The organism is Flavobacterium flevense (genome assembly GCF_900142775.1).
Taxonomy (GTDB): Bacteria; Bacteroidota; Bacteroidia; order Flavobacteriales; family Flavobacteriaceae; genus Flavobacterium; species Flavobacterium flevense.
The window spans coordinates 37,488-61,644 of record NZ_FRCC01000001.1 but is presented as its reverse complement, the minus strand read 5'-3'; the positions used below and the strand labels follow the sequence as shown (position 1 = coordinate 61,644).

At 33.4% G+C, this 24,157-nt stretch carries 21 protein-coding genes; 14 read left to right on the top strand and 7 right to left on the bottom strand.

The genetic code is table 11. The features are described from left to right. Positions 1–105 precede the first annotated feature (105 nt). Entirely contained in the window at positions 106–1,884 is a 1,779-nt protein-coding gene (argS, locus tag BUB89_RS00285; RefSeq protein WP_073240714.1) for an arginine--tRNA ligase, read from the top strand. A 216-nt stretch (positions 1,885–2,100) separates the two neighbouring features. Here argS and BUB89_RS00280 read toward each other — a convergent pair whose 3' ends face one another. Further along, positions 2,101–3,006, bottom strand: coding sequence for a DUF6607 family protein (locus BUB89_RS00280; RefSeq protein WP_073240711.1), 906 nt, complete (start codon positions 3,004–3,006; stop codon positions 2,101–2,103). 105 nt (positions 3,007–3,111) lie between these two features. Here BUB89_RS00280 and BUB89_RS00275 point away from each other — a divergent pair, with 105 nt between their 5' ends. From BUB89_RS00275 to BUB89_RS00240, 8 genes are all read left to right on the top strand, one after another. Next, the gene (locus BUB89_RS00275) at positions 3,112–5,172 is read left to right on the top strand and encodes a TonB-dependent receptor plug domain-containing protein (protein ID WP_073240709.1); all 2,061 of its coding nucleotides are present in this window, start codon (positions 3,112–3,114) and stop codon (positions 5,170–5,172) included. Between the two features lie 28 nt (positions 5,173–5,200). After that, positions 5,201–5,812, top strand: a complete 612-nt coding sequence (locus BUB89_RS00270; RefSeq protein ID WP_073240707.1) for an HmuY family protein — start codon at positions 5,201–5,203, stop codon at positions 5,810–5,812. Between the two features lie 239 nt (positions 5,813–6,051). Then, positions 6,052–7,410, top strand: a complete 1,359-nt coding sequence (gene ffh / locus BUB89_RS00265) for a signal recognition particle protein (RefSeq protein ID WP_073240705.1) — start codon at positions 6,052–6,054, stop codon at positions 7,408–7,410. 75 nt (positions 7,411–7,485) lie between these two features. Then, positions 7,486–8,367, top strand: coding sequence for a bifunctional 5,10-methylenetetrahydrofolate dehydrogenase/5,10-methenyltetrahydrofolate cyclohydrolase (locus BUB89_RS00260; RefSeq protein ID WP_073240703.1), 882 nt, complete (start codon positions 7,486–7,488; stop codon positions 8,365–8,367). 235 nt (positions 8,368–8,602) lie between these two features. Beyond that, positions 8,603–9,529 (top strand): magnesium transporter CorA family protein, encoded by a 927-nt coding sequence (locus tag BUB89_RS00255; protein ID WP_073240701.1) that lies wholly within the window; start codon positions 8,603–8,605, stop codon positions 9,527–9,529. Positions 9,530–9,650: 121 nt separating this feature from the next. Next, entirely contained in the window at positions 9,651–10,265 is a 615-nt protein-coding gene (locus BUB89_RS00250; protein ID WP_073240699.1) for a hypothetical protein, read from the top strand. Between the two features lie 3 nt (positions 10,266–10,268). After that, positions 10,269–10,562: a winged helix-turn-helix domain-containing protein gene (locus BUB89_RS00245; RefSeq protein ID WP_073240697.1), complete on the top strand. Its 294-nt coding sequence runs from the start codon at positions 10,269–10,271 to the stop codon at positions 10,560–10,562. Between the two features lie 56 nt (positions 10,563–10,618). Next, positions 10,619–11,998, top strand: coding sequence for a DUF4153 domain-containing protein (locus BUB89_RS00240; RefSeq protein ID WP_073240694.1), 1,380 nt, complete (start codon positions 10,619–10,621; stop codon positions 11,996–11,998). Between the two features lie 28 nt (positions 11,999–12,026). On the opposite strand, the gene BUB89_RS00235 is transcribed toward BUB89_RS00240, so the two are convergent. Further along, entirely contained in the window at positions 12,027–14,264 is a 2,238-nt protein-coding gene (locus tag BUB89_RS00235) for a response regulator (protein WP_141384423.1), read from the bottom strand. A 201-nt stretch (positions 14,265–14,465) separates the two neighbouring features. Here BUB89_RS00235 and BUB89_RS00230 point away from each other — a divergent pair, with 201 nt between their 5' ends. Next, positions 14,466–15,788, top strand: coding sequence for a TlpA disulfide reductase family protein (locus BUB89_RS00230; protein ID WP_073240690.1), 1,323 nt, complete (start codon positions 14,466–14,468; stop codon positions 15,786–15,788). Here BUB89_RS00230 and rluF read toward each other — a convergent pair. The 4 genes from rluF to BUB89_RS00210 form a co-directional block, all read right to left on the bottom strand. Beyond that, on the bottom strand, positions 15,785–16,597 hold the full coding sequence (gene rluF, locus BUB89_RS00225) for a 23S rRNA pseudouridine(2604) synthase RluF (RefSeq protein WP_073240688.1): 813 nt from the start codon (positions 16,595–16,597) through the stop codon (positions 15,785–15,787). The two genes, BUB89_RS00230 and rluF, sit on opposite strands and share 4 nt — an antisense overlap. Positions 16,598–16,742: 145 nt before the next feature. Continuing rightward, complete coding sequence (locus BUB89_RS00220; protein WP_073240686.1) at positions 16,743–17,585, bottom strand: alpha/beta fold hydrolase; 843 nt, start codon at positions 17,583–17,585, stop codon at positions 16,743–16,745. Positions 17,586–17,625: 40 nt separating this feature from the next. Beyond that, positions 17,626–18,405, bottom strand: coding sequence for a zinc ribbon domain-containing protein (locus BUB89_RS00215; protein WP_073240684.1), 780 nt, complete (start codon positions 18,403–18,405; stop codon positions 17,626–17,628). Positions 18,406–18,408: 3 nt separating this feature from the next. After that, positions 18,409–19,503: a Nif3-like dinuclear metal center hexameric protein gene (locus BUB89_RS00210; RefSeq protein WP_073241794.1), complete on the bottom strand. Its 1,095-nt coding sequence runs from the start codon at positions 19,501–19,503 to the stop codon at positions 18,409–18,411. Between the two features lie 142 nt (positions 19,504–19,645). On the opposite strand from BUB89_RS00210, the gene BUB89_RS00205 reads away from it, so the two are divergent. Genes BUB89_RS00205 through BUB89_RS00190 form a run of 4 tightly spaced genes read left to right on the top strand, consistent with a single transcriptional unit; the run spans position 19,646 to position 21,975 of the window. Continuing rightward, the gene (locus tag BUB89_RS00205) at positions 19,646–19,894 is read left to right on the top strand and encodes a DUF2683 family protein (protein ID WP_073240681.1); all 249 of its coding nucleotides are present in this window, start codon (positions 19,646–19,648) and stop codon (positions 19,892–19,894) included. Further along, a complete protein-coding gene (locus BUB89_RS00200; protein WP_073240679.1) occupies positions 19,870–20,151 on the top strand; it encodes a Txe/YoeB family addiction module toxin in 282 nt (93 codons plus the stop codon). Before BUB89_RS00205 ends, BUB89_RS00200 begins: the two co-directional genes overlap by 25 nt. A gap of 2 nt (positions 20,152–20,153) precedes the next feature. After that, on the top strand, positions 20,154–21,191 hold the full coding sequence (lpxK, locus tag BUB89_RS00195; RefSeq protein WP_073240676.1) for a tetraacyldisaccharide 4'-kinase: 1,038 nt from the start codon (positions 20,154–20,156) through the stop codon (positions 21,189–21,191). Further along, complete coding sequence (locus BUB89_RS00190) at positions 21,163–21,975, top strand: purine-nucleoside phosphorylase (RefSeq protein WP_073240674.1); 813 nt, start codon at positions 21,163–21,165, stop codon at positions 21,973–21,975. The genes lpxK and BUB89_RS00190 overlap by 29 nt, the downstream gene beginning before the upstream one ends. Here BUB89_RS00190 and BUB89_RS00185 read toward each other — a convergent pair. Further along, positions 21,972–24,155 carry an ATP-binding protein gene (locus tag BUB89_RS00185; protein ID WP_073240672.1) on the bottom strand — a complete coding sequence of 728 codons (2,184 nt, stop codon included), beginning with the start codon at positions 24,153–24,155 and terminating at the stop codon, positions 21,972–21,974. The genes BUB89_RS00190 and BUB89_RS00185 overlap by 4 nt on opposite strands. Positions 24,156–24,157 lie beyond the last annotated feature (2 nt).

The window sequence follows — 24,157 nt, the reverse complement described above, 5'->3', positions numbered from 1 at the left end:
TATGATAATGATTAAAATAGCTAATGGAATGCGATATATTTTGTGTTTACTATTCTAATTAATGAATTAGGATTATCTTTGCCAACCTATAAAAACAAAGTTTACATGTCATTACAACAGATTCTTACACCATCTATAACAAAAGCAATTCAAAATCTTTTTGAAGTAACCGTTGAAAAAATTGAATTCCAAGCTACCCGAAAAGAGTTTGAGGGTGATATTACCATGGTTATTTTTCCTTTATTAAAAGTAATTAAAAGTAATCCGGTGGAATTAGGAAATAAAATAGGAAATTATTTAGTAGATAATGTTGCTGAGGTAGCCAAGTTTAATGTGGTTTCCGGATTTTTGAACATCGTGATTTCAGATACGCATTACCTTAATTTCTTTAACGGAATTAAAGATAAAGAGAACTATGGTTTTGTAACTCCACAAGCTGATGATAAAGCGGTAATGGTCGAATATTCTTCGCCTAATACTAACAAACCGTTGCATTTAGGGCACGTTCGTAATAATTTATTGGGTTATTCGGTGGCTGAAATTATCAAAGCTTCGGGTAAAAAAGTATATAAAACCCAAATCATCAATGACAGAGGAATTCATATTTGTAAGTCGATGCTGGCCTGGCAGAAATTTGGTAAAGACCAAACTCCGGAATCTACAGGATTAAAAGGCGATAAGTTAGTGGGGAATTTTTATGTGGCTTTTGATAAAGCATACAAAGAAGAAATTAACCAGTTAATAGCGCAGGGAAAAACGGAAGAAGAAGCTAAAAAGCAAGCGCCAATTATTCTGGAAGCTCAGGAAATGTTATTGAAATGGGAGGCAGGAGATGAAGAAGTAATCCAACTCTGGAAAACCATGAACCAATGGGTTTACGATGGATTTGCTGCTACTTATAAAAGCATGGGTGTTGATTTCGACAGTTATTATTACGAAAGCAATACCTATTTGTTAGGGAAAGATGTTGTCCAAATGGGATTAGAAAAAGGAATCTTCGAAAAAGATCCTGATGGTTCGGTTTGGATTGATTTGACTGATGAAGGTTTAGATCGAAAAATTGTGTTGCGTTCTGACGGAACGGCGGTGTATATGACACAGGATATTGGAACGGCTATTCAGCGTGTGAAAGACATGCCGGATGTAGGCGGAATGGTTTATACGGTAGGAAATGAGCAGGATTATCATTTTAAAGTATTGTTCTTAATTCTGAAAAAATTAGGTTTTGATTGGGCTGATAATTTATTTCACCTTTCATATGGAATGGTTGATTTGCCTTCGGGCAAAATGAAATCCCGTGAAGGAACTGTGGTGGATGCGGATGATTTGATGCAGGAAATGACCGATACGGCTCAGAAAATCTCGGAAGAATTAGGGAAATTAGACGGTTATTCAGAAGAAGAGAAAGCCAGATTGTACAAAACAATTGGTCTTGGAGCTTTAAAATATTACATTTTGAAAGTAGATCCTAAAAAACGTATTTTGTTTAATCCGGAAGAATCAGTTGATTTTGCCGGAAATACAGGACCCTTTATTCAGTATACGTATGCCAGAATTCAATCGATTATAAGAAAAGCTGATTTTGATTTTTCGAATGTGGCTAAAGTGGAAACATTGCACGAAAAAGAAAAAGAATTACTTAAACAATTGGAGTTATTCCCGGAAGTAATCCAGAATGCCGCTCAAAATCACAGTCCGGCATTGTTAGCAAATTATACGTATGATTTGGTAAAAGAATACAATTCCTTCTATCAGGCAGTACCAATTCTTGGGGAAGCCGATTTAGAAATTAAAATATTCAGAGTTCAGTTATCTAAAAAAGTAGCCGATACCATTGCTGCTTCTTTTAGATTGTTAGGAATTAATGTTCCTGAGCGAATGTAAGTCACCTCAGGAGCACGAATTATAGGCCACAGATTAGACCGATACAACGGATATAAACGGATTTTATAATCTGTGATTATCTGTTTAAATCAGTTTTATCTGTGGTCTTTATTTATTCTGTAGTATATATATTAGCGTTTTCAGATATAGAAAAGAGCCGATAATACTTGATTACCGACTCTTTTCAAAACAAACTAACACACAAATTCAACTATTTTATTTTAGAAAACGATCAATTATCGCATCGGTTTCCGTTTTTGGCGCATCTGGTTTTAATTTAAACAAATGCGAGTACAATGTTTTTTTATCTACTTTCTCTTCTAAGTTAAGATCTTTGTTTTGTGCAAAAACCACATCCCATTTGGTTCTTACATTTTTCCAGAGTGCTTTATTTTCTTCCCACCATTTTTGGGCTGCCTCACATTTAGAATCAGCTACTTTAGTGTAAATATCCAGTCCTTTTTCTTCAGCTAATACTACATCTTTTCCTTTATTGTCTCGGATAATTTTGGCATTATCCTGCTCATGATTCCATCCTGTTTTAGTAATCTCATGAATGTTTCTTCTTTTGAGCACATTATAATCATTACGTTTGGTATGTTCTCTTCTTGGTAATGGTGCATCGGCAGTGTTTACCCAATAGTTTTTTCCATCCACATGAACCCAGCTAGCGGTTCCTTCATATCGCGGACTGTCGTCTACCTGATATACTTTTTGAGTCCATTGTCCTTTAACGTCATTTTTATTGAGTTTGCTGTATTTCCAGCTATTGTCTTTATAAAAGGAATATAAATCAGTGTTTTCATAAACCCAGTCCTGTCTCCAGTGTTTGATAATCATGTCCGGTCCTGCTATTAATAAATGCTGTAACATGATCTTATTAGGAGTATTTTCCAGTAAAGCGACCCATTCTAAAGCCGTTTCATGTTTGGTTGCAGATGGTTTGTAGTTAGCACTATCCTTAGCGTATTGAAAAGTTTCAGTAAAATTAAATTGGACTTGATAACAGCCACACATGGATTTTATCGATTGAATGTCTTGTTGTTTCTTATTTTCCTGACTAAATCCAAGGCTTGCTGTAAGTGCCAGTACAGCAGTTAGATAACTTTTTCTTGCTTTCATAACGGTTTTTATTGATTTAAAAATTTCGACAAATATATTAATATTTATTTAGAACAAATAAAAATAATTATATATTTGCATCATTATTAAGATTAAATAAAAATAATGAAACTTAGAATTACACCATTAATGAGTCTGTTTTTTTGTAGTGCCGCTTTCGGACAAATGAAAGACAGTATCGCTGTTGATGAAATATTAGCAGAGGTGGTGGTAACGGGTACGAGAACTGAAAGAGTGCTTTCATCATTGCCTTTGCCCATGACAATTATTACATCAGAGGCAATTGTTAAATCAGGACTAACCCGATTGAGTGAAATTTTAAACGAGCAAACCGGGATAATTTTGATTCCGGATGAAAGCGGATTTGAAGGTATCCAAATGCAGGGTCTGGATGCGGCTTACACGATGATTATGATTGATGGTGTTCCGCTGGTAGGGAGAACTGCGGGAGTTTTGGATTTATCAAGAGTTTCTGTTGGGAATATAGAAAGAATTGAAATTGTAAAAGGAGCGTCATCGGCATTATATGGTTCTGAAGCGATGGGCGGAGTGATTAATGTAATTACAAAAAGACCTCAAAAAGATTTGTTTTCGGGGAGTTTATCGTATCGATATGCCACTTTTAACAGTAATGATGCCAATGCTAATTTGCTTTGGAAAAAGAAAAAATTTGCGGCGAATGTGTTTGTCAATTACAATTCATCTGACGGATATGATTTTGATAAAAGTACCTGGTTGAAGAATATTGAAAAATACCATAACACAACCATCCAGCCCAAATTGTATTATGATTTTTCGGAAAATTTAAAACTGATTGTCAGTAATCGTTTTTATAATCAAAAAATAGATAACAAAGCAGTAATTGAAACCAAACAATATCAGGGTGATGCAACAGAAAAGGAATGGAATTCACAGATTAAGTTAGAACATAAATGGAATTCCTATTGGTATTCGGAGTATGAATTGTATGCTACAAACTATAAAAATAATGCTTTTTTAAACGATGAAAACAGCGTTCTTTTTGAGGAATCTTATTATAATCAATGGCTTTTGAGACCGGAAGTGCGAACCACTTTTTCGATAAATGAAAATAAATTAACAACAGGAATAGGATTCAATCATGAAACCTTAGACCGAACGTATTTTGACAGCAACGTAGTTTTTAATTCGCAATATGTTTTTGTGCAATATGATTATAATCCAACAGAAAAATTAAATATACTTGCGGGTTTCAGATATGACAATCACAGTGTTTATGCTTCGCAATTAAGCCCGAAATTAGCAGCTAATTATAAAATAACAGCCGATTTTTCCTTGAAAGCGTCGGTAGGATATGGTTATAAAGCACCCGATTTTCGTCAGCTGTATTTCGATTTTATGAATCCGTCTGTGGGCTATACCGTTTTAGGATACAATGTTGCCGAAAGCCGCCTGAAAGAACTAGAAGAGCAGGGGCAAATTGCAGAGAGAACTTCGGGAATTAATTTTAGCGAACCTTTGAAAGCTGAAAGTGCCATTAATTTCAACTTTGGAACTTTTTATAAAAAAAATAAATTCAGATTAGATGTAAATGCGTTTTATAATTCCATTTCTAATTTAATAGATACTCAGGTGGTGGCTTTAAAAAGTAATGGTCAAAATGTTTTTAGTTATACCAATATCAGCGAAATTTTCACTTATGGATTAGAGTATAATTCGACTTATAATTTTAGTAAAGACTTTACGGTATCGCTGGGATATCAATATTTAATTGCCAAAGATAAATCGGTAGTTGATGATTTTGACAGTTACAAGTTTGTACGACCTCCGGGTTCAGGAACCATTGCAATAAGTAAATCCGATTATTTTGGATTATTCAATCGTTCGAAACATACTGCGAATGTTAAGTTTTTATATCGGATTCCAAGAATGAAAACAGATATCAATTTACGTGTTTTTTACAGAAGCAAATACGGAATGTTTGACACCAATGGCAATCAGGTGATGGATAAATACGATCAATTTGTAAAAGGCTATTTCCTGACTAACTTATCGATTTCTAAACAAATAAAAGACAAATTCATGCTTCAGGCCGGAGCTAATAATGTATTTGATTTTACTAATCCTGATCAGATTAACAACCTTGCCGGAAGGCAGATTTTTGCCCGAATTCAATATAATTTTTAACTCAACAATTATTTAAACACCTTTAACAATGAAAACAAATTTTTTAAAACTGACACTTTTAGCTTTAGTAGTATTTACAGCATCCTGTAGTAATGATGATGATAATGCTGATAATGAAACCATTCCGGCAGTTCAAACAGTTAAAGCTACTAATATTTCAGCAAGAGACGGATTTACAAAGTTCAGCTTCTCTGAAAATAAAGTAGTCACTACTGATAAATGGGATATTGCTTTTAGTGGAACCACAATTATAGTAAATGGAGGAGGTAAATTTAATCCTGAAAATGCTGAGGAACCTGAAAGAACGGGGCAAGGGGCAATTAGTATTGTTTCGAATGCGTTTACAGCTGTAACTACATTTCCGGAAGCAACAACTTTTAAACAAGACGCCGCTACTGCTTATGCCATTCCTACAGGAAGCGGGAACGGATGGTACAGTTATAATATGAACTCTCATCTTATTACACCTATTGCCGGAAAAGTATTTGTAGTGAAAACGCATGACGGTAAATATGCAAAATTTGAAATAGTAAGCTATTACAAAGATGCACCAGCAACTCCGGATCCATTAAATTCAGAAGCGACTAAATACTATACTTTCAATTATGCTTATCAGGCTAATAGTACCACAACATTCTAAGAAAATAGACTTAAGTTACTATTTTCGATACACGATATTAAATTAATGTCCTTACGTCATTAAGTTAATTACTTGGTTTTTTTTATTTTTTTTGTCAAAAGAGGTTGGATTTTTCCAGCCTCTTTTTTGTTTTTATTCGAATAGAAATAAAAGAAAAACTTCTTTGAAACTTTGTTACTTTGCCACTTTGAACCTTTGCAACTTCTTAGTATATTTGCAGTTCCAAAAAAAACAATATTATGTTTGATAATTTAAGCGATAAATTAGATAAAGCTTTTCATATACTAAAAGGTCACGGTAAAATTACCGAAGTAAACGTTGCAGATACCTTAAAAGAAGTACGTCGTGCCTTACTGGATGCCGATGTGAATTTTAAAATTGCTAAAGATTTTACAGCTCGTGTAAAAGAAAAAGCAATAGGACAGGACGTATTAACTACATTACAACCAGGACAATTATTGGTGAAATTAGTTAAAGACGAACTGACTGAATTAATGGGAGGCGATGTTGCCGGAATTAATTTGCAGGGAACACCTTCAGTAATTTTAATGTCAGGATTACAGGGTTCAGGAAAGACTACTTTTTCAGGAAAATTAGCTAATTATCTTCAGACAAAAAAGAATAAAAAACCACTTCTTGTGGCTTGTGATATTTACCGTCCTGCGGCAATTAATCAGTTGCATGTAGTAGGAGATCAAATAGGTGTTGAAGTGTATTCAGAACCGGAGAATAAAAATCCGGTTGAAATTGCACAAAATGCGATTAAGCATGCTAAAGCTAACGGTTTTAACATTGTAATTGTCGATACAGCGGGTCGTTTAGCAGTAGATAAAGAAATGATGGACGAAATTGCACGTGTTCACAAAGCAATTCAGCCTCAGGAAACTTTATTTGTTGTGGATTCGATGACGGGACAAGATGCGGTGAATACAGCAAAAGCTTTCAACGATATCCTGAATTTTGATGGTGTTATTTTAACAAAATTAGATGGTGATACCCGTGGTGGAGCTGCTTTATCTATTAAATCAGTTGTCAATAAACCGATAAAATTTGTTGGTACCGGCGAAAAAATGGAAGCCATTGATGTTTTCTATCCGGATCGTATGGCAGAGCGTATCCTTGGGATGGGAGACGTTGTTTCGTTAGTTGAAAGAGCTCAGGAGCAATTTGACGAAGAAGAAGCCCGAAAATTACAAAAGAAAATCGCTAAGAATGAATTTGGTTTTGATGATTTCCTTACTCAGATTCAGCAAGTAAAGAAAATGGGTAACATGAAAGATTTGGTAGGAATGATACCGGGTGCTTCTAAAGCCATGAAAGATGTAGAAATTGAAGATGATGCTTTCAAGCACATTGAAGCAATTATCCATTCTATGACTCCTATTGAAAGAAAAAAACCGGCTTTGATTGATGTAAAAAGAAAAGCAAGAATTGCTAAAGGTTCCGGTACTAAAATAGAGCAGGTTAATCAGTTGATGAAACAGTTTGACCAAATGAGCAAAATGATGAAGATGATGCAGGGACCAGGCGGAAAAAACCTGATGAAAATGATGGGTGGAATGAAAGGAATGCCGGGCGGAATGCCGGGAATGAAATAATTTTTGTTTAAAGTTTCAGGTTTCATGTTGGTGAGACCTGAAACTTGGAACTTTAAACTTTAAACTTAAAAAAGAATGCAAATATTAGACGGAAAAAAGACTTCGGAAGACATTAAAAAAGAAATTGCAGCTGAAGTACAACAAATGAAAGCCAATGGCGAAAAAGTACCTCATTTAGCCGCAGTTATTGTTGGTACTAATGGAGCTAGTTTAACGTATGTAGGAAGTAAAGTGCGTTCTTGTGAGCAAATTGGTTTCGATTCTACATTAGTAAGTTTGCCTGAAGATATTACTGAAGCAGCTTTATTGAATAAGATCAAAGATTTGAATGAAGATGACAATTTAGACGGTTACATCGTTCAGTTGCCTTTACCTAAACATATTGATGAGGAAAAAATCTTAATGGCAATCGATCCTGACAAAGATGTGGATGGTTTTCATCCGGCTAACTTTGGTAAAATGGCTTTGGAAATGGAAACATTTTTGCCTGCAACACCATTCGGAATCATGCAATTGTTAGAAAGATACAAAGTAGAAACTTCCGGAAAACATACTGTAGTTATTGGACGTAGCCACATTGTGGGTCGACCAATGAGCATTTTAATGAGCCGTAAAGGATATCCCGGAGATTCAACAGTTACACTGACACACAGTCGTACTAAAAACTTAGAAGAATACACTAAAAATGCGGATATTATTATTACTGCTTTAGGTGTTCCTGAATTTTTAAAAGCCGATATGGTAAAGGATGGTGTGGTTATTATTGATGTGGGAATCACTCGTGTGGATGATGCATCAAACCCTAAAGGTTATGTTATCAAAGGAGATGTTGATTTTGACGGAGTAAGTAAAAAATCGTCTTTCATTACACCAGTTCCGGGTGGAGTAGGCCCAATGACTATTGCGATGTTATTGCAAAACACACTTTTAGCTCGAAAAATCAGAAGCAGAAAATAAGAGATTACTATAAATATAAGAAGCCTTAAACGAAAGTTTAGGGCTTTTTTTATGTCTTAAAAATTGCTTAAAGTTGATTAGATATGCTGTCGTAACTAAATTTAAAGCCTACTTTTGCAGCACTTTTAAAAAACAATCTTTCCAATGGACGATTATTATTATTTGGAGACAACATCTTAGTATAGCATTTGAAACATTATTCAAAATGCTATTAACCCTTTTATAGCATTTTATAATGAAAGCATATTACAAAAATAATAACGGATTAACAGAGATTAAAGCGTGGATTCCTAACTGCTGGATTAACGTAGAATGTCCCACAAAAGCAGAAAAAAAGTACCTTCTTGATGAGCTCGAGATTCCGGAAGCTTTTTATAATGATATAGAGGATTTAGACGAAAGACCGCGTATTGAGATCGAAAATGGCTGGACTTTAATTATCCTCCGAATTCCGGTTAAAAGCAAGGATGTAAAATTACCATTTCAGACTATTCCTGTGGGAATTGTTTTTAAGGGAGAAATTTGTGTAACTATTAGTTTTCAGCAAACGGAGATGCTCACTGATTTTGTTGCTTTTACAAAACGCAAGCGAATTGATATCAAAGATAATTTTGATTTGGTTTTAAAACTGTTATTGTCTTCCAGTGTCTGGTATTTAAAGTACCTGAAACAAGTCAACCAGAAAATTAAATTAGCTGAAGACAACCTTGAAAAATCTATCAAAAATGAAGAATTGCAGGCGTTATTACAAATAGAAAAATGTCTGGTTTTTTTCATGACTTCATTAAAAGGAAATGATATTTTGTTGCACCGTATTCGAAATATAAAATCACAAAGAGAAAATTTTGATCCGGAATTGTTAGAAGACGTAGAAATTGAATTGCGTCAGGCTCAGGAAACGACTAATATTTACAGTGACATCTTAACGGGTACCATGGATGCTTATGCTTCGGTGATTTCTAATAATATGAATACCATTATGAAGCAAATGACTTCTATTTCTATCATATTGATGATTCCTACTTTAATTGCAAGTTTGTACGGAATGAATGTACCTAATAATTTAGAAAACAATCCGTACGGCTTATGGATTATTATTTTTATCTCGTTTTTGTTATCTCTTTTTGGGGTGTTTTTGTTCAAAAGAAAGAGATGGTTTTAAGTCTTTAAAGGGCTTCCGGACAGACTGATAGCAGGAATTTTGTTTTTATTAATAAAAAAATGAAATTCCTGCTTGTTATTTCAAAATAAAAAATAACTTTGTATTTCAAAGTACTTTAATCATGAGTCAGAAACATCAAGAAGATTTATTGCATATTCGTTCCATGATGGAGCGTTCTTCCCGATTTATATCATTAAGTGGTTTATCAGGGATTTTTGCCGGTATAACAGCATTAATTGGCGGAGCTTATGTGTGTGTTTTATTTGAAAATTACGGGATTGATTATTTAACAGCCGAAAGGAGAGTTTACAATATTGATCTAATAAAAGAACTTGTTGTTACTGCATTACTAATTTTAATATTTGCTGTTTCTTTTGGTGTTTTTTTTACGGTTAGAAAAAGCAAAAAAAACAATTTGCCCGTCTGGACCAGTTCTTCTAAGAATCTGTTGTTTAATCTTGCTTTGCCATTATTTATAGGAGGTATTTTTTGTACCGCTCTTTTATATCATAATCTTATTGCATTTATAGCACCGTCAACATTGATATTTTACGGATTAGCATTGATAAATGCTGAGAAATATACTTTTTCAGATATAAAATATCTAGGAATTTCTGAAGCTTTTTTGGGATGTTTATCGTTGTTTTTTCTGGGGAAAGGATTGTATTTTTGGATGTTTGGCTTCGGAATCCTGCATGTTTTTTATGGAATTATCCTTTTTAAAAAATACAAATAGTTCATGGGAATTATCGATAAATTAAATAAAAATTTTGAAAGCCGTGTACGATTAGGAATTATGTCTGTCCTTATTGTTAACGATTGGGTGGACTTTACCGAAATGAAAGCTTTGTTAAGCATCACTGATGGAAATTTAGCCAGCCATTCTGCTGCTTTAGAAAAATCAGAATATATCGAAATTAAGAAAGAATTTGTCGGTAAAAAACCGAAGACATCCTACCGAATAACTAATCTGGGAAGAGTAGCTTTTAAGGAACACTTGAATTATCTTGAAAAATTAATTAACGCTAAATAATCTCTTTTTTTTGACTAATAACTTTGAATTACAAAGTACTTTTAAAAATTAAAACTATGAAAAAATTATCTATTATTTTAGGCAGCAGCTTGTTATTTACATTGCTTTTTTACAACGAAGATTTGGGACTCAACTGGGCCATTTTCGGATTAGTGCAAATCGGGTTAATTTGTTATTTGTTTAAGGAAAAGCTGGTTAGCCGTTTGCATTTGGTTTTAGTGATTACATCCATACTATCCTGTTTTGCTTTTGCATGGTATGCCGATTTTCCATCGTTTTTAGCGATGGCTTTGTCTGTTGTTTTTCTGCAATTTAAAACACAGGAACCCAATCTTAAACTGTTGCAGGTATTTCCTTTGGTAATTGTCAACGGACTTGCTTCTCTCGGGCGGATATTAATGTTTAGTCAATACATTCCCAAACGAAAGGTAAATAGCGGTTTTGCCAAACAATTAATTGCTTATTTTATAATTCCGGCTGTGTTTCTGGGGTTGTTTTTAATGGTATATTCTTTTGGGAGTGATCATTTTTCAGCGATATTTACAGATTATTACTTGGATATTGATGCCTGGCAAGCCTTTTTTCTTACCGCTTTAGGATTTTATATTTCGTTTACTTTTTGGAATTATTGGATTCCGGAAGTGTGTTATCAAAAAAATGAATTATTAGCGAATGATTTTAATGAGGAAGTAAAAACAGAAAATAAAAATTCGTTTTCGTTTCTGGATATTGATTTCGAAAGAAAAAGTGGAGAAATTACTTTATTTCTTCTCAATGCGTTGCTCATCGTTTTCATCGTAACTTATAATTATGAGCAGTTTTTTGAAATTGTCGAAAAATCAAAATTGAGTTCGGATACGCATGAAAGGGTAAGAGCCGTTATATTTTCAATAATTATGGCGATTGGCGTAATTTTATTCTACTTTAAAGGAGGCTTCAATTTTGACGAAAAAGCCCAGAATCTTAAAAAAATGGCTAAGATGTGGATTGTCTTAAACGCTGTTTTAATAGTGAGTACGATTATTAAAAACTCTGAATATGTGTTGTATTTTGGTTTGACCTATAAAAGATTGGGAGTATATGCATTTTTGATTCTGGCAATAATTGGTCTTTTGATTTCTTTTATAAAAATCAGCAGGCAAAAAACAAATGCATTTCTTTTTAATCGAATGTTATGGTATTTCTATGGAACGATTCTGCTTTGTAGTTTTGTCAATTGGGGAAATCTGATTACGCGTTATAACATTGCTGTCGATAAAGGTGTAGAACCTGATTTTTTAATTCGCCTGAATTACAATAATGAATTACGAGATGCGTATTTTGAAGAAAAGAATATTGAAAATGTATGGGTTGATTATGATTTACAAAAAAATAAAAAAGCTTCTTATTTATCTAAAGTGTTGTATTATGAACTGATTGATTTAAAAGAAGAATAAGCTATAAGCCCGGTAATTCCGGGCTTTTTTACAAATTAGCATGCAATTGCATTTGTTTTACAATTGTTTCCTTCAGGTTTTTTAAAACAACCGGTTTTGTGATAAAATCATCCATGCCTTTAGAGATTGCTTTTATTTTATCTTCATCAAAAGCGCTGGCGGTTACGGCAATAATCGGAATGTTTTTCAATTTATATTTTGCCAATGAATGAATTTTTTTAGTAGCTTCAAATCCGTCCATTTCTGGCATATGTAAATCCATGAAAATGATATCGTACTCATTTTTTTCGAATAAAGAAACCGCTTCAACTCCGTTGTTTGCTATGTCAGCTGATATGTTTATTTTTTCTAAAAGTTTCCATAAAACCTTTTGATTGATTAAATTATCCTCTACAATCAAGGCTTTGTTGACTGTTTTTTCATCAGTACGCACAAATGTATCATTTTGATTTTCTACAACAGTTAAAGCTGAATTTAACTGGAAAGGAATATCAAAACTAAAACTTGAACCGCCTTCTTCTAAAGCTATAATATTTAATTTGGAACCTCCCATCAAGCGGATTAATTGGTTGGAAATGGTTAAACCAAGTCCTGTTCCGCCGTATTTTCGGGTAGTTGTTAAATCGGCTTGTTCAAAGGCTAAAAGAAGTTGTTCGGTTTTATTGACATCAATCCCTATTCCCGAATCCATAATGCGGAAATTTAAATATTGAATATTTTCTTTTCGTTTAATAAATCGGACTTCCAGTTTTACATCACCAACAGCCGTAAATTTAATGGCATTATCCAAAAGGTTGATTAATACTTGCTGCAATCGTAAATTATCGCATAAAATATTATTTTCGATTGCATCATCAAATTTAAAATGTAAGGCTATGTTTTTGTCTTTGATACGGTACTCAAACAGACGGATTAATTTAGATAATTCTTTTTTGAGATGAACAGGGTTTTCTTCCAGTTTGAGTTTTCCTGCTTCCATTTTAGAATGATCCAGAATCATATTTACGATGCCTAAAAGATGGTTAGCGCTATGTTCGGCAATTTCAATATATTCAGACTGATCTGCATTCAACGGACTTGTTTTAAGAATATTCAGCATTCCGATAACGCCATTTAGCGGTGAACGGATTTCGTGACTCATATTAGCTAAAAACAGCGTCTTAAATTTGGCTGTATTATTAGCAGCTTCCGTGTTTTTTTCGAGTGAAACTACATTTTCGGCTAGCTTTTCTTTTAGAATTTTATAGCTATTCAGCAAATAATCAATTTCTTTAATTGATGATTTATGGTTTAAATGAGTACTTGTATTTTTAAAATTCGATAATATAAAATTAGATATGTCTAATGAAAGCAACTGAATGTCCTTAGTGAAATACCTGGAAATATAGAGACATAAAAAAATGGCAATCGCAATCATCAGCAAGCTTTGCCCTAGTTGAAAGTAAAACAAATTGGTTTTTAAATGACTGATTTGTTTTTCGTTAAAACTTATAATTTCGATGAATACAGTTTCTATTTCCTCGTTCAGCTGATTTATTTCACCATTTAAACCCTGATTTTGCGAATGTCCCAGTTTGCTGCTTAGTGAAACTAATTGATCAAAATAGTCTTTGTAAGCCTTTAAAGTTCCCTTTGTATTGCTATCTATTTCCGGAGATGCTATGGTGTGGTTGTATAGTTTCTTAAAACTTTCTATGTAGTCAGTTTCATTACGCATTAAGTAGTCTTTTTCATGACGTCTTAATTGTAATATGACAGCAGGTTTTAATTTTTTTTCTTTTTCTAATGAATGTGCTTTTTCACGCATTTTGCCTTCAATTCCATAATCCTTAAAACCCCGTACCAGTGCTATCTTTTTGTATAAATTCACATCAGAAATAAGGGAATCAATTTTGTCAAAAAGACTAAACATGCGTTTTTCATTGATCCCAATGTTAAGTTCTTTAGATTGTTTGAAAAGTAAATTTATCTCCGATTTTTGCTCTTTTAAATTCGAAATATATTCCTTAAGGTCTTTCTGGCTATGGTTTACATAGAAATCTTCCTGTTTGTAACCATACAATAAAAACGTTTGGAAGCGTTTGATATTCGCACTAAAATCCTGGGAAACCCGATAGGATTTATAGCTAAAATCATTGAGGTTGTCAATTTTACGATCTATAGTGAGATAGAGTAGAAACCAAATTAAAATTAAAACTATCATTACAGAGAAGGACAGGAATATCTGGATTCTGAAATCGCGAATGTGGGGTATTGAGAATTTCAATTGCAGTAGGTTAATTTCAACAGCAAAATTATATGCTTAGTATAGAATGAAGATTACTAAAATTCGAAGAAAAGGTTAATTAATTGTTTTAAAATTTAAAATCCAATAACGTACAATCGAATCGATTTCTTTTTTGGATTTTTTTTTGTTAGAAAAATAGTATATTTAGCCTTTTGAAAGCTACTATTAGAAATAAACCTAATGAAAAAAAACTTTATAATTCTCGTTTTTCTTATTGGCAACGCAGTTGTTTTTTCGCAGCAAAAAAAAGACAAACCAATTGAGAGTTCAGGAAACCTCAAAAAAGAAGCTGTAACAACAATCACAAACGTTAATTCTAAATTAAAAGGAAAAATCAATAGTGGGAAATCAACTTATTTAATGCTGGTTACTGAAAAAGATAATCCTTTTAAAAGCGGAGTGAAAATCCCCATTACAGATGGATACTTTGAGTATGATTTAAAAACAGCTTTCTCTGAAAAGTATACTCTGATTTTAGGTGAAGAATTAGAGAATGCTATGTTCAGACCCATTTCTTTTTTTGCAGAAGATGGAGCGGTTGAATTTAATTTATTTACAGGAGAAGATTTTGATAAAAATACCATCTCCGGAGGGAATTTGACAAACAAAATGCTTGCTTATAAAAATGAGCAAAAAAAAGTTTTTGAACCTATAGCAAAACCTTTTAATGAAGAACTTGATTCTCTTTGGGAATCAAAAAAATATTTTAGTGAAGCGGTAAATACTATTATGGATAAGATTAAAGGTCATGAAAAAGATTTGGAATTGAATGAACTTTACCGTTTGCGAGATGAATTATTGGAGACAGAAAATGGGTATAGTTCCAGAGCATGGTTTTTAAAAAGCAAGATGGATTCTATTCAAAGAATAAAATTTGATTGGGAAGTGAAATATGTAAAAACAAATCAGGATATTTTTTCGTATTCCCTTTTATTGAATAATGTAAGGTGGTACAAACAAAATAAAAAAACTACCGATTTAAATGTGTTGTCCAATATATTCGAAATTTATTCTAAAAAATATCCTTTGCATCCTTATACAAAACAAATCAATGAGATTTTAGAAGGCATTAAAACAGTAAAAGTGGGAGGAATGTATATTGACTTTTCCGCACCTACAATTGATGGAAAAAATATAATTGCTTCAGATGTAATTGCTGGTAAAGTAGCTTTAATTGACTTGTGGGCTTCCTGGTGCGGACCTTGCAGAGTAACCAGTAAAAGTTATATTCCTATATATGAAAAATACAAAGAAAAGGGATTTGTGATTCTTGGGGTAGCTAATGAATTTAAAAACACCAATGCTTTTGTAAAAGCAATTGAAAAAGACCAATATCCGTGGCTGAATCTTATCGAACTGGAAAATAAAAATAGAATTTGGGATAAATACAATATTTCTAATTCCGGAGGCTCGACTTTTCTTATTGATGCTAGAGGTATAATTTTAGCCATTCATCCGGATGCCGAAGAATTGGATAAAATATTAAAGGGATTATTGAATTAATAATCCCCTCTTTTCTTAAACCTTGGATCGTCTTTTTTGATGAATTCGGTTCGGCGTTTAGGAACTTCAGTTTTGGGTAAACTGGCTTCTTCTGTTTTGCTCGAAGGTTCGATCAATTCGTTTAATTCTTTGATTTCAGCATCTGTTAAGTCGCGGTAACGGCCTACAGGAACATCCAGTGAAATGTTGATGATACGAATACGTTTCAGAGCAGTAACTTCGTAGCCCAGATATTCACACATTCTGCGAATCTGGCGATTCAAACCCTGAGTCAGAACGATTTTGAAAATGTTTTTGCTAATTTGTTCCACCTTGCATTTTCGGGTTACCGTGTCAAGAATTGGTACTCCATTTCCCATTCGTTGTATAAATCTATCCGTAATGGGTTTGTTAACCGTTACGGTATATTCTTTTTCGTGATTGTTTCTGGCACGCAATATTTTGTTGACAATATCACCGTCATTAGTCATGAAAATCAATCCTTCAGAGGCTTTGTCTAAACGGCCAATAGGAAAAATACGTTTTGGATAATTAATATAATCTACAATATTGTTGCGGACTTCTAAATTGGTCGTGCATTCAATTCCCACAGGTTTGTTGAATGCCAGGTAAACGTGTTTTTCATTTTTCTCATGAATGAGTTTGCCATCAATACGTACTTCATCATTAGGGGAAACTTTAGTGCCTAATTCGGGTACAATTCCGTTGATGGTAACACGACCTTCTTCAATATATTTATCTGCTTCACGGCGGGAGCAAAACCCCGTTTCTCCAATGAATTTATTGAGCCTTTTTAGATTTTCTTCCATAGTGCAAAAGTAAGCAATAATACAATAATAATGGCAATGGCAATAACAATGACAATTGCAAAAAAAACAATAGCAATATCAATTTTAAAATAGAGTTACAACAGATTTGCCATTGTCATTGAAATTGAATTTTGAAATTGAAAAGTTATTCAAACAGAAATTGATATACTTTTTGGTACAATTCTTTTCCGTGAAGGCTGTGTCCAAGTCCTTTTGTTTCAATAAAAACGGCATCCTGCCAGCTGCTGGCTATTTTTTTTCCTTCTTCGAATAAGACTATGGTATCCTCAGTATCATGTGCAATAAATCCTTTTGTTTTTATTTTAGATGCAAATGATTTGCCGGAAAAATTTTCTAATTGAAGATTAAAATGATGCAGATAGTGGTTTTCAAGTCCTTTTGAGATTTTAGAATTTAGGCTAAGTAAGTTAATGTAATTGTTCAGAATAATTTTGAAATCACTTGGCGATCCTAAAATCACCATTTTTTCAAAGTTATTATTTTGATACGTAGACTGATAATACAAACAGGTTTTTCCGCCTAATGAATGTCCAATGAGATATTTAGGCTGAAATTTTTGAACAATAATATCAATAAAAACGGCATATTGCGGAATATTGAATTCCTTTCCGCTGGATAATCCATGTCCCGGAGCATCAAGAGCAATAATGGTACTGCCGGATTTTTTTAAGTAAGGAAGTAATTTTTCCCATCGGGAAGCATTGCTTTCCCAGCCATGAACTAAAAGAACAACATTTTCGTTCCCTTTCCAGGTATAGGTTTGAAAATATTCACCCTGGTGCTGATACGTTTCTCTATTAGCTTCCAGAAGAATTTGGGGTAAATTATCTTTGGTTAATCTTCCATCGCGAGGCTGACTAAATAAGTCATAAGCAATCTGATTCGCTTTTTCAGGAAAAATAAAACTAAGTACATTGATATAAAAACCAATGGATTTGGTAAAAAGATAATAAAGGATTTTTTTCATAATAAAAAAGTCCCGATTAACCATCGGGACTTAAATATAATTAAATACTTGCGAATAAGTTTTCCATTTTTTCTTTTTCTTCCTCTGCTAAGCTACTGTCAACTAAAATTCTTCCTGAATGCTCATCGATGATGATTTTCTTTCTGGAAGCAATTTCAACCTGAGTTTGTGGAGGAATGGTAAAGAAGGAACCTGCAGAAGCTCCTCTTTCGATAGAAACAACTGCTAAGCCGTTACGTACACTTGAACGAATTCTGGTGTAAGCTGCTAACAATCTTTCTTCGATTTGCTCTTTAAATTCAGCTGATTTTTGAGTTAAGAATTCTTCTTCCTTAGCAGTTTCTGCCATGATATCATCTAACTCTAATTTTTTGTGTTTCAAGTGATTTGATTTCAATTCTAATTTTTCTTTAGATTGAGCAATAATCTCTTTTTTATGTTCGATAGAAGCTTTCATCTCTTTCATTTGCTTTTCAGCCAATTGAATTTCAAGCTCCTGAAATTCCACCTCTTTAGTTAAAGAGTTGAATTCGCGGTTGTTACGAACACTTTCTTGTTGTTTAGTATATTTTTTGATCGCCTCTTTGTGGTCTTCAATACTATTCTTTTTAGCTTTAATCTGCTCTTCGATTACTTCAAGCTCACTTTTCAATTTTTCAGAACGTGTGCTTAAACCGGCAACTTCATCTTCTAAATCTTCCACTTCAAGAGGCAGTTCTCCTCTTACATTTCTAATTTCGTCAATTCTAGAGTCAATCAATTGTAAATCGTAGATGGCTCTTAACTTGTCCTCAACACTTAATTCTTTCGTATTAGTCATATTCTATAAGTACTTAACTGGATTTGTATTTTCTTCAGATAAAATGATTGCAAAATTAAGGATTTTTTTCCTAAGAAAATCAACAATATAATTTTTTGTATAGCGTTCGCTTTCAAAATGTCCAATATCGGCTAAAAGTAATTGATTTTCAGCTTCATAGAACTGGTGGTATTTTAAATCAGCAGTCAGGAAAGCGTCGGCTCCGGACTGAATAGCGTTTTTTATCGCATAACTTCCTGAACCTCCCAGAACGGCTACTTTTTTTATTGATTTTCCTAAAAAGGCAGAATGACGGATGCCTTCAGCCTGCATTTTGTCTTTTACAAAAAGTAAAAACTCTTTTTCAGGCATCGGATTTTCAAATTCTCCTGTCATTCCCAGGCCAATATTCTGATGCGAATTTTGTAAATCATAAATTTCATAAGCCACTTCTTCATAAACATGATTTTTAAAGAGTGCTTTTAAAATTTTGGATTCTAAATATTTTTCAAAAGTAACTTCGATTTTGATTTCTTCATTTTCAACAAACTCGAAACGCTCGCCTATTTCAGGGTTGCTGTTTTCATTGCCCATGTAAGTCCCAATTCCAGGAGAATTAAAACTGCAATCTTCATAATTTCCAATGTTTCCAGCACCTGCTTCAAATAAGGCATTGCGTAGTTTTGCGGCATTTTCCGGAATGGTATAAGTGATTAGTTTTCGAATAAAATTCTGTTTCGGAATCAATATTTTTGTGTTGCTTAATCCTAATGCATCACAAAATATTTTGTTCACTCCATATTGATGATTGTCCAGAGCCGTATGAACGGCATAAATAGCAATGTCATTTTTTATGGCTTTGATTATCGAACGTTCTACATAATTTTTACCCGTGATTTTCTTTAATCCTGAAAATAAAATGGGATGAAAACAAACCACCAAATTGCATTTTTTGTCAATGGCTTCGTCAATAACACTTTCCAGAGCATCGTGACAAACTAAAACACCGGTAGCTTCTGTTTTAGGATCTCCAACTAATAAACCCACATTATCAAAATCTTCAGCGTAGGCTAAAGGTGCCATTTCTTCGAGTAAGGAAAGAATTTCTTTTATTTTAATCACTGTTTTTATTTTTATGGTGTTCGTGAATCTTCGATTTCATTTTTCGTTTTTTCGAATAAACAAATTAACGAATAAAGCAATGAACTTTAAAATGAATCCTATACGAATTTTGTATCTTTGTAATTCTAAACCTAAAGTTATGACTACTATTAAAGTTAATGAACGTACTAAAACAGGAAAAGCATTCATGGCTATGTTTGAAGCTTTCTTTAAAGGTGTTGATGGTATAGAAATTATTGAAACTGATTCTGAAAAAATTACAAAAGAAGAAAATTTATATAGTCCATCATTTGTTGCTAAAATAAAAAAAGCAGAAGAAGATATTAAAAATGGCAAAACAACAACACTAGATCCAAATGATATATGGGGAAGTTTAGGGTTGAAGTAACTAAAGTAGCTAATCAAGATCTTGAAAAGCATAAGAAATCAGGAAATAAGATTACAATTAAAAATATTGCTAAAATTTTAATTGATCTCACCGAAAATCCATATGAGGGTTTTGGAAATCCTGAGCCATTGAAACATGAATATTCGGGGTTTTGGTCAAGACGAATCAATCAAAAAGACCGAATGATTTATCGGGTAGATGACGATATTGTAACCGTTTTTGTAGTTTCAGCAATGGGACACTATTCTGATAAATAATTATGAATGTACTTCGAAAAATACTTTTCCCTTTTTCCATTCTCTATGGTTTCATTACCAGTATTCGGAATTTTCTTTTTGATAAAGGCATTTTAAAATCTTATTCATTTGATATTCCTGTAATTGCTGTGGGAAATCTTAGTGTGGGCGGAACCGGAAAAACACCGCAGATTGAATATTTAATTCGTTTGCTTTCGCCAAAATATAAAATAGCAACCTTAAGTCGCGGATATAAAAGACAGTCCGAAGGTTTTGTTCTGGCTGATGCCAATGCCAATGCAGCAATTTTAGGCGATGAACCTTTTCAGTTTTATCAAAAATTCCCAAATATTCAGGTTGCCGTTGATGCCAACAGAAAAAACGGTATCGAACAATTGCTGTCTCAGTCTGAAAAACCGGAAGTTATTTTGCTTGATGATGCTTTTCAGCACCGGAAAGTAAAGGCAGGATTTTATATTTTATTGACCGCTTATGGTGATATTTATGCACAGGATTTTATATTGCCCACAGGAAATTTGAGAGAGAGCAGAAGCGGAGCAAAAAGAGCAGATGTAGTTGTAGTTACTAAATGTCCGCCCAATCTTTCTGAAGCGGAGCAACTTTCGATAAAAAACAAGCTTAAACTGGCTAAAAATCAGGAATTATATTTTAGCTTTATTGCTTATGATAACTGTATTTATTCGGAAAACAGCAAGATTGAAATAAGTGAAATTAAGGAGGAAAAGAAGTTACTTTTGGCCGGAATAGCAAAGCCGGAATCTTTCTTCTCCTATTTAAAAAATCCTGATGATGTTTGTCTGACTTATCCGGATCATCATCATTTTTCTGAAAATGATATCCGGGAAATTATTATTAAAGCTCAGGATTCGATTATTATTACGACCGAAAAAGATTATGTAAGATTAAAAGGAAGTGTGCCTAACGGGCAACTTTTTTACTTACCCATACAAAGTTCATTTCTTTCCAGTCCCGAAACTTCGGGAGATCAATTTGATAAAACAATAAAAAATTATGTGGGAGCTAGTACAGGAAACAGTTAGTTTTATAAAAGAGAAAACCCATTTTACTCCGGAATATGGAGTGATTCTGGGTTCAGGATTAGGGAGTTTTACAGCAGATATTCAAATAGAATTCACTTTGCCCTATACCGAAATTCCTAATTTTCCTGTTTCTACTGTCGAAGGGCATAAAGGAGCTCTAGTTTTTGGAACCATCGGAACCAAAAAAGTGGTGGCTATGCAGGGACGTTTTCATTATTATGAAGGTTATTCTATGCAGGAAGTTACTTTTCCGGTGCGGGTAATGAAATATTTAGGAGTTCAAAAACTGGTTGTTTCGAATGCTTCTGGCGGAGTTAATCCTAACTATAAAGTAGGTGATATTGTTTTTATCACCGATCATATTAATATGGTTCCGGAACATCCTTTGCGAGGAAAGAATGATGAACGTTTTGGACCAAGGTTCGTCAATATGAGTGAGCCTTATTCGAAAAAAATGATTGCTGTGGCTAAAGATTTGGCACAAAAAAACAATATTGAAGTCAAAGACGGCATCTATCTGGGATTACAAGGACCCACATTTGAGACTCTGGCCGAATATAAAATGGTCAAAATTCTGGGTGCTGACTGTGTGGGAATGTCCACTGTTCCCGAGGTTATTGTAGCGCGTCACATGGAGGTTGAAACCTTTGGCGTTTCTGTAATTACAGATATGGGAAATGAGGAAAGTATTGATACGATTTCTCATGATGAGGTTTTAGAAGCCGCACGAAAAGCCGAACCTAAAGTTCGAAAACTCATTAAAGAGCTTATCCTGAATTATTAATCTGCGAGGTATCTGCAAAGCAGTATGTAAAAATCATCCGGAATAAAAGGCTTGGTGATGACATCATTCATTCCGTAGGAAAGAAGCATGGCTCTGTTTTCATTCAATGAAATAGCAGTCATGGCAATGATAGGCGTTATGCTGTTGAACTTTCTGATTTCCTGTGTAGCAATCGTTCCATTAATTCCCGGTAAATGCACGTCCATAAGGACTAAATCATAGTTATGGTTTTTGACCGCTTCTATTGCATCTTCACCATTGTCAATGAGTTCACAAATGATTTCTTTGTTTTCAAGCATTCTTTTAGTAATCATTTGGTTGATTTTGTTGTCTTCAACCACTAAAATCTTTTTGCCTTTTATTATCGAAATATCAAATGGAATTTGTTGTTTTGGTTCTACAGGAGTTTGATTATTGTTGACAGCTAAGGCTAATTCGAACGAAAACACGGAACCTTCGCCCAGTGTGCTTTTTAAATGAATATCGCTACCCAGCACTTTTAAAAGTTTTTTTACAATAGTGAGTCCTAAACCGGTTCCGCCATATTTTCTGTTGATTTCTGTGGAACCCTGAGAAAAACTCTCAAAAACAGTTTTAAGTTTTTCTTCCGGAATTCCTATTCCGGTATCCGTTATTTCAAAGTATAATACTGCTTTTTCATCCTGAATGGACTGTAGTTTTGCTGTAAGGGTTACTTTTCCGTTTTTGGTAAATTTTAATGCATTATTGATTAAATTCATGAATATCTGAGATAATTTAATAGGATCGCCAATTAAATTATTTGGAATATTGGGGTCAATGTCAAATACAAAAGCATTTTTATTTTTTGTGGCTAATTCCAGTAAGGAATTTTGAAGATCCTCCAGTAATTGTTTGATGTCAAAATCAATATGTTCTAATTCTATTTTGTTAGAATCAATTTTATTAATTTCTAAAATATCATTGATAAAAGCAGTTAGATAGTTTCCGGAATATTGTAAGGAACTAAGGTAATGCAATTGCGTTTTTTTAGGATTTTCTTCCAGTAATAAATGCGTAATTCCGTTGATGGCGTTTAAGGGTGTTCTTAATTCATGACTTACAATAGATAGAAAATCAGCCCGGGCATTAGAAGCTTTTTCTGCTTTTTCTTTCGCTTTTACAAGCTCATTATTCTTTTCGGTTAACAGCAGGTTTGACTTTTTTCGAATGATATTGTTTCTGTAAAGGGAGAAACTTAATAATGATAAAATCACTATCAACGCAATGGATAGATAATTAATGAGTCTTGAGAAATTTTTAGTTTTTTCTTCTTCCTGTTTCTGTTTGTTTAAACGAATCAGATTTTGCTCTCTTTGTTTTTCTTTGAAGGCTTCATAGTCATTTATGCCAAGTTTTTCATTATTCGCTATAGCAATACTTTCCTTTAAATTCAGATGTAGTTTTAGATAAGCATACGCATTGCTTTTATCCAGCATTTTTTCGTAAGCGGTACTAATAGCGAGTAAAATATTCGATTTTTGATCTAAGTTTTCGTTTTTAGCATTTAAATTCAAGGCTTTGTTGAAATAGTTTAAGGCTAAATTATTTCGATTGTTGTGTTCTTCAATCAAACCCATTTGGTATAAAGCCTCCGCTTTTGTATCTAAAATTCCTGGTTTGTCAGGTTTGGAAATGATACTGTTTAAAATACTTGCCGCTTTATCATATTTTTGATTAGCCTTGTAAATAATAGCTTTTTGCAGCAGGATTGATTCGTTGTTGTCATTGAGCTCAATTGCTTTAGAAATGGCACTTGTCTTGCTAATGCAAATTTCTGCAGCACTAAAATTATTTTTTTGAATGTAAGCTAATCCCAGAAAATAGTAGGCTTTAGCATATTCGGCTGACGGACTTAAAGATTTAAATAAGTTGATGCTTTCGGTTAGTTTTTCGACAGCATCATCATATTTTTTCAGACTGTAATACAATCGGCCCAATTTAGCTGTCTGGGCTGCCTGCTCTTTTATTTTCGAATGTTCCTCAGCATAATTGATCGCTTTCTGAGTGTACAGGAAAACCTCTTTGTAATTGTTAGCTTTGATATTCGCATTTGCCTGAGTGTTGTAATAGCTAATGCTGTCTGTTACTTCTTTTTGAGAATACAGAGACAAATTAAATAAAATAAATAAAATCAGGTAGAATTTGATTTTCAATTTCATTT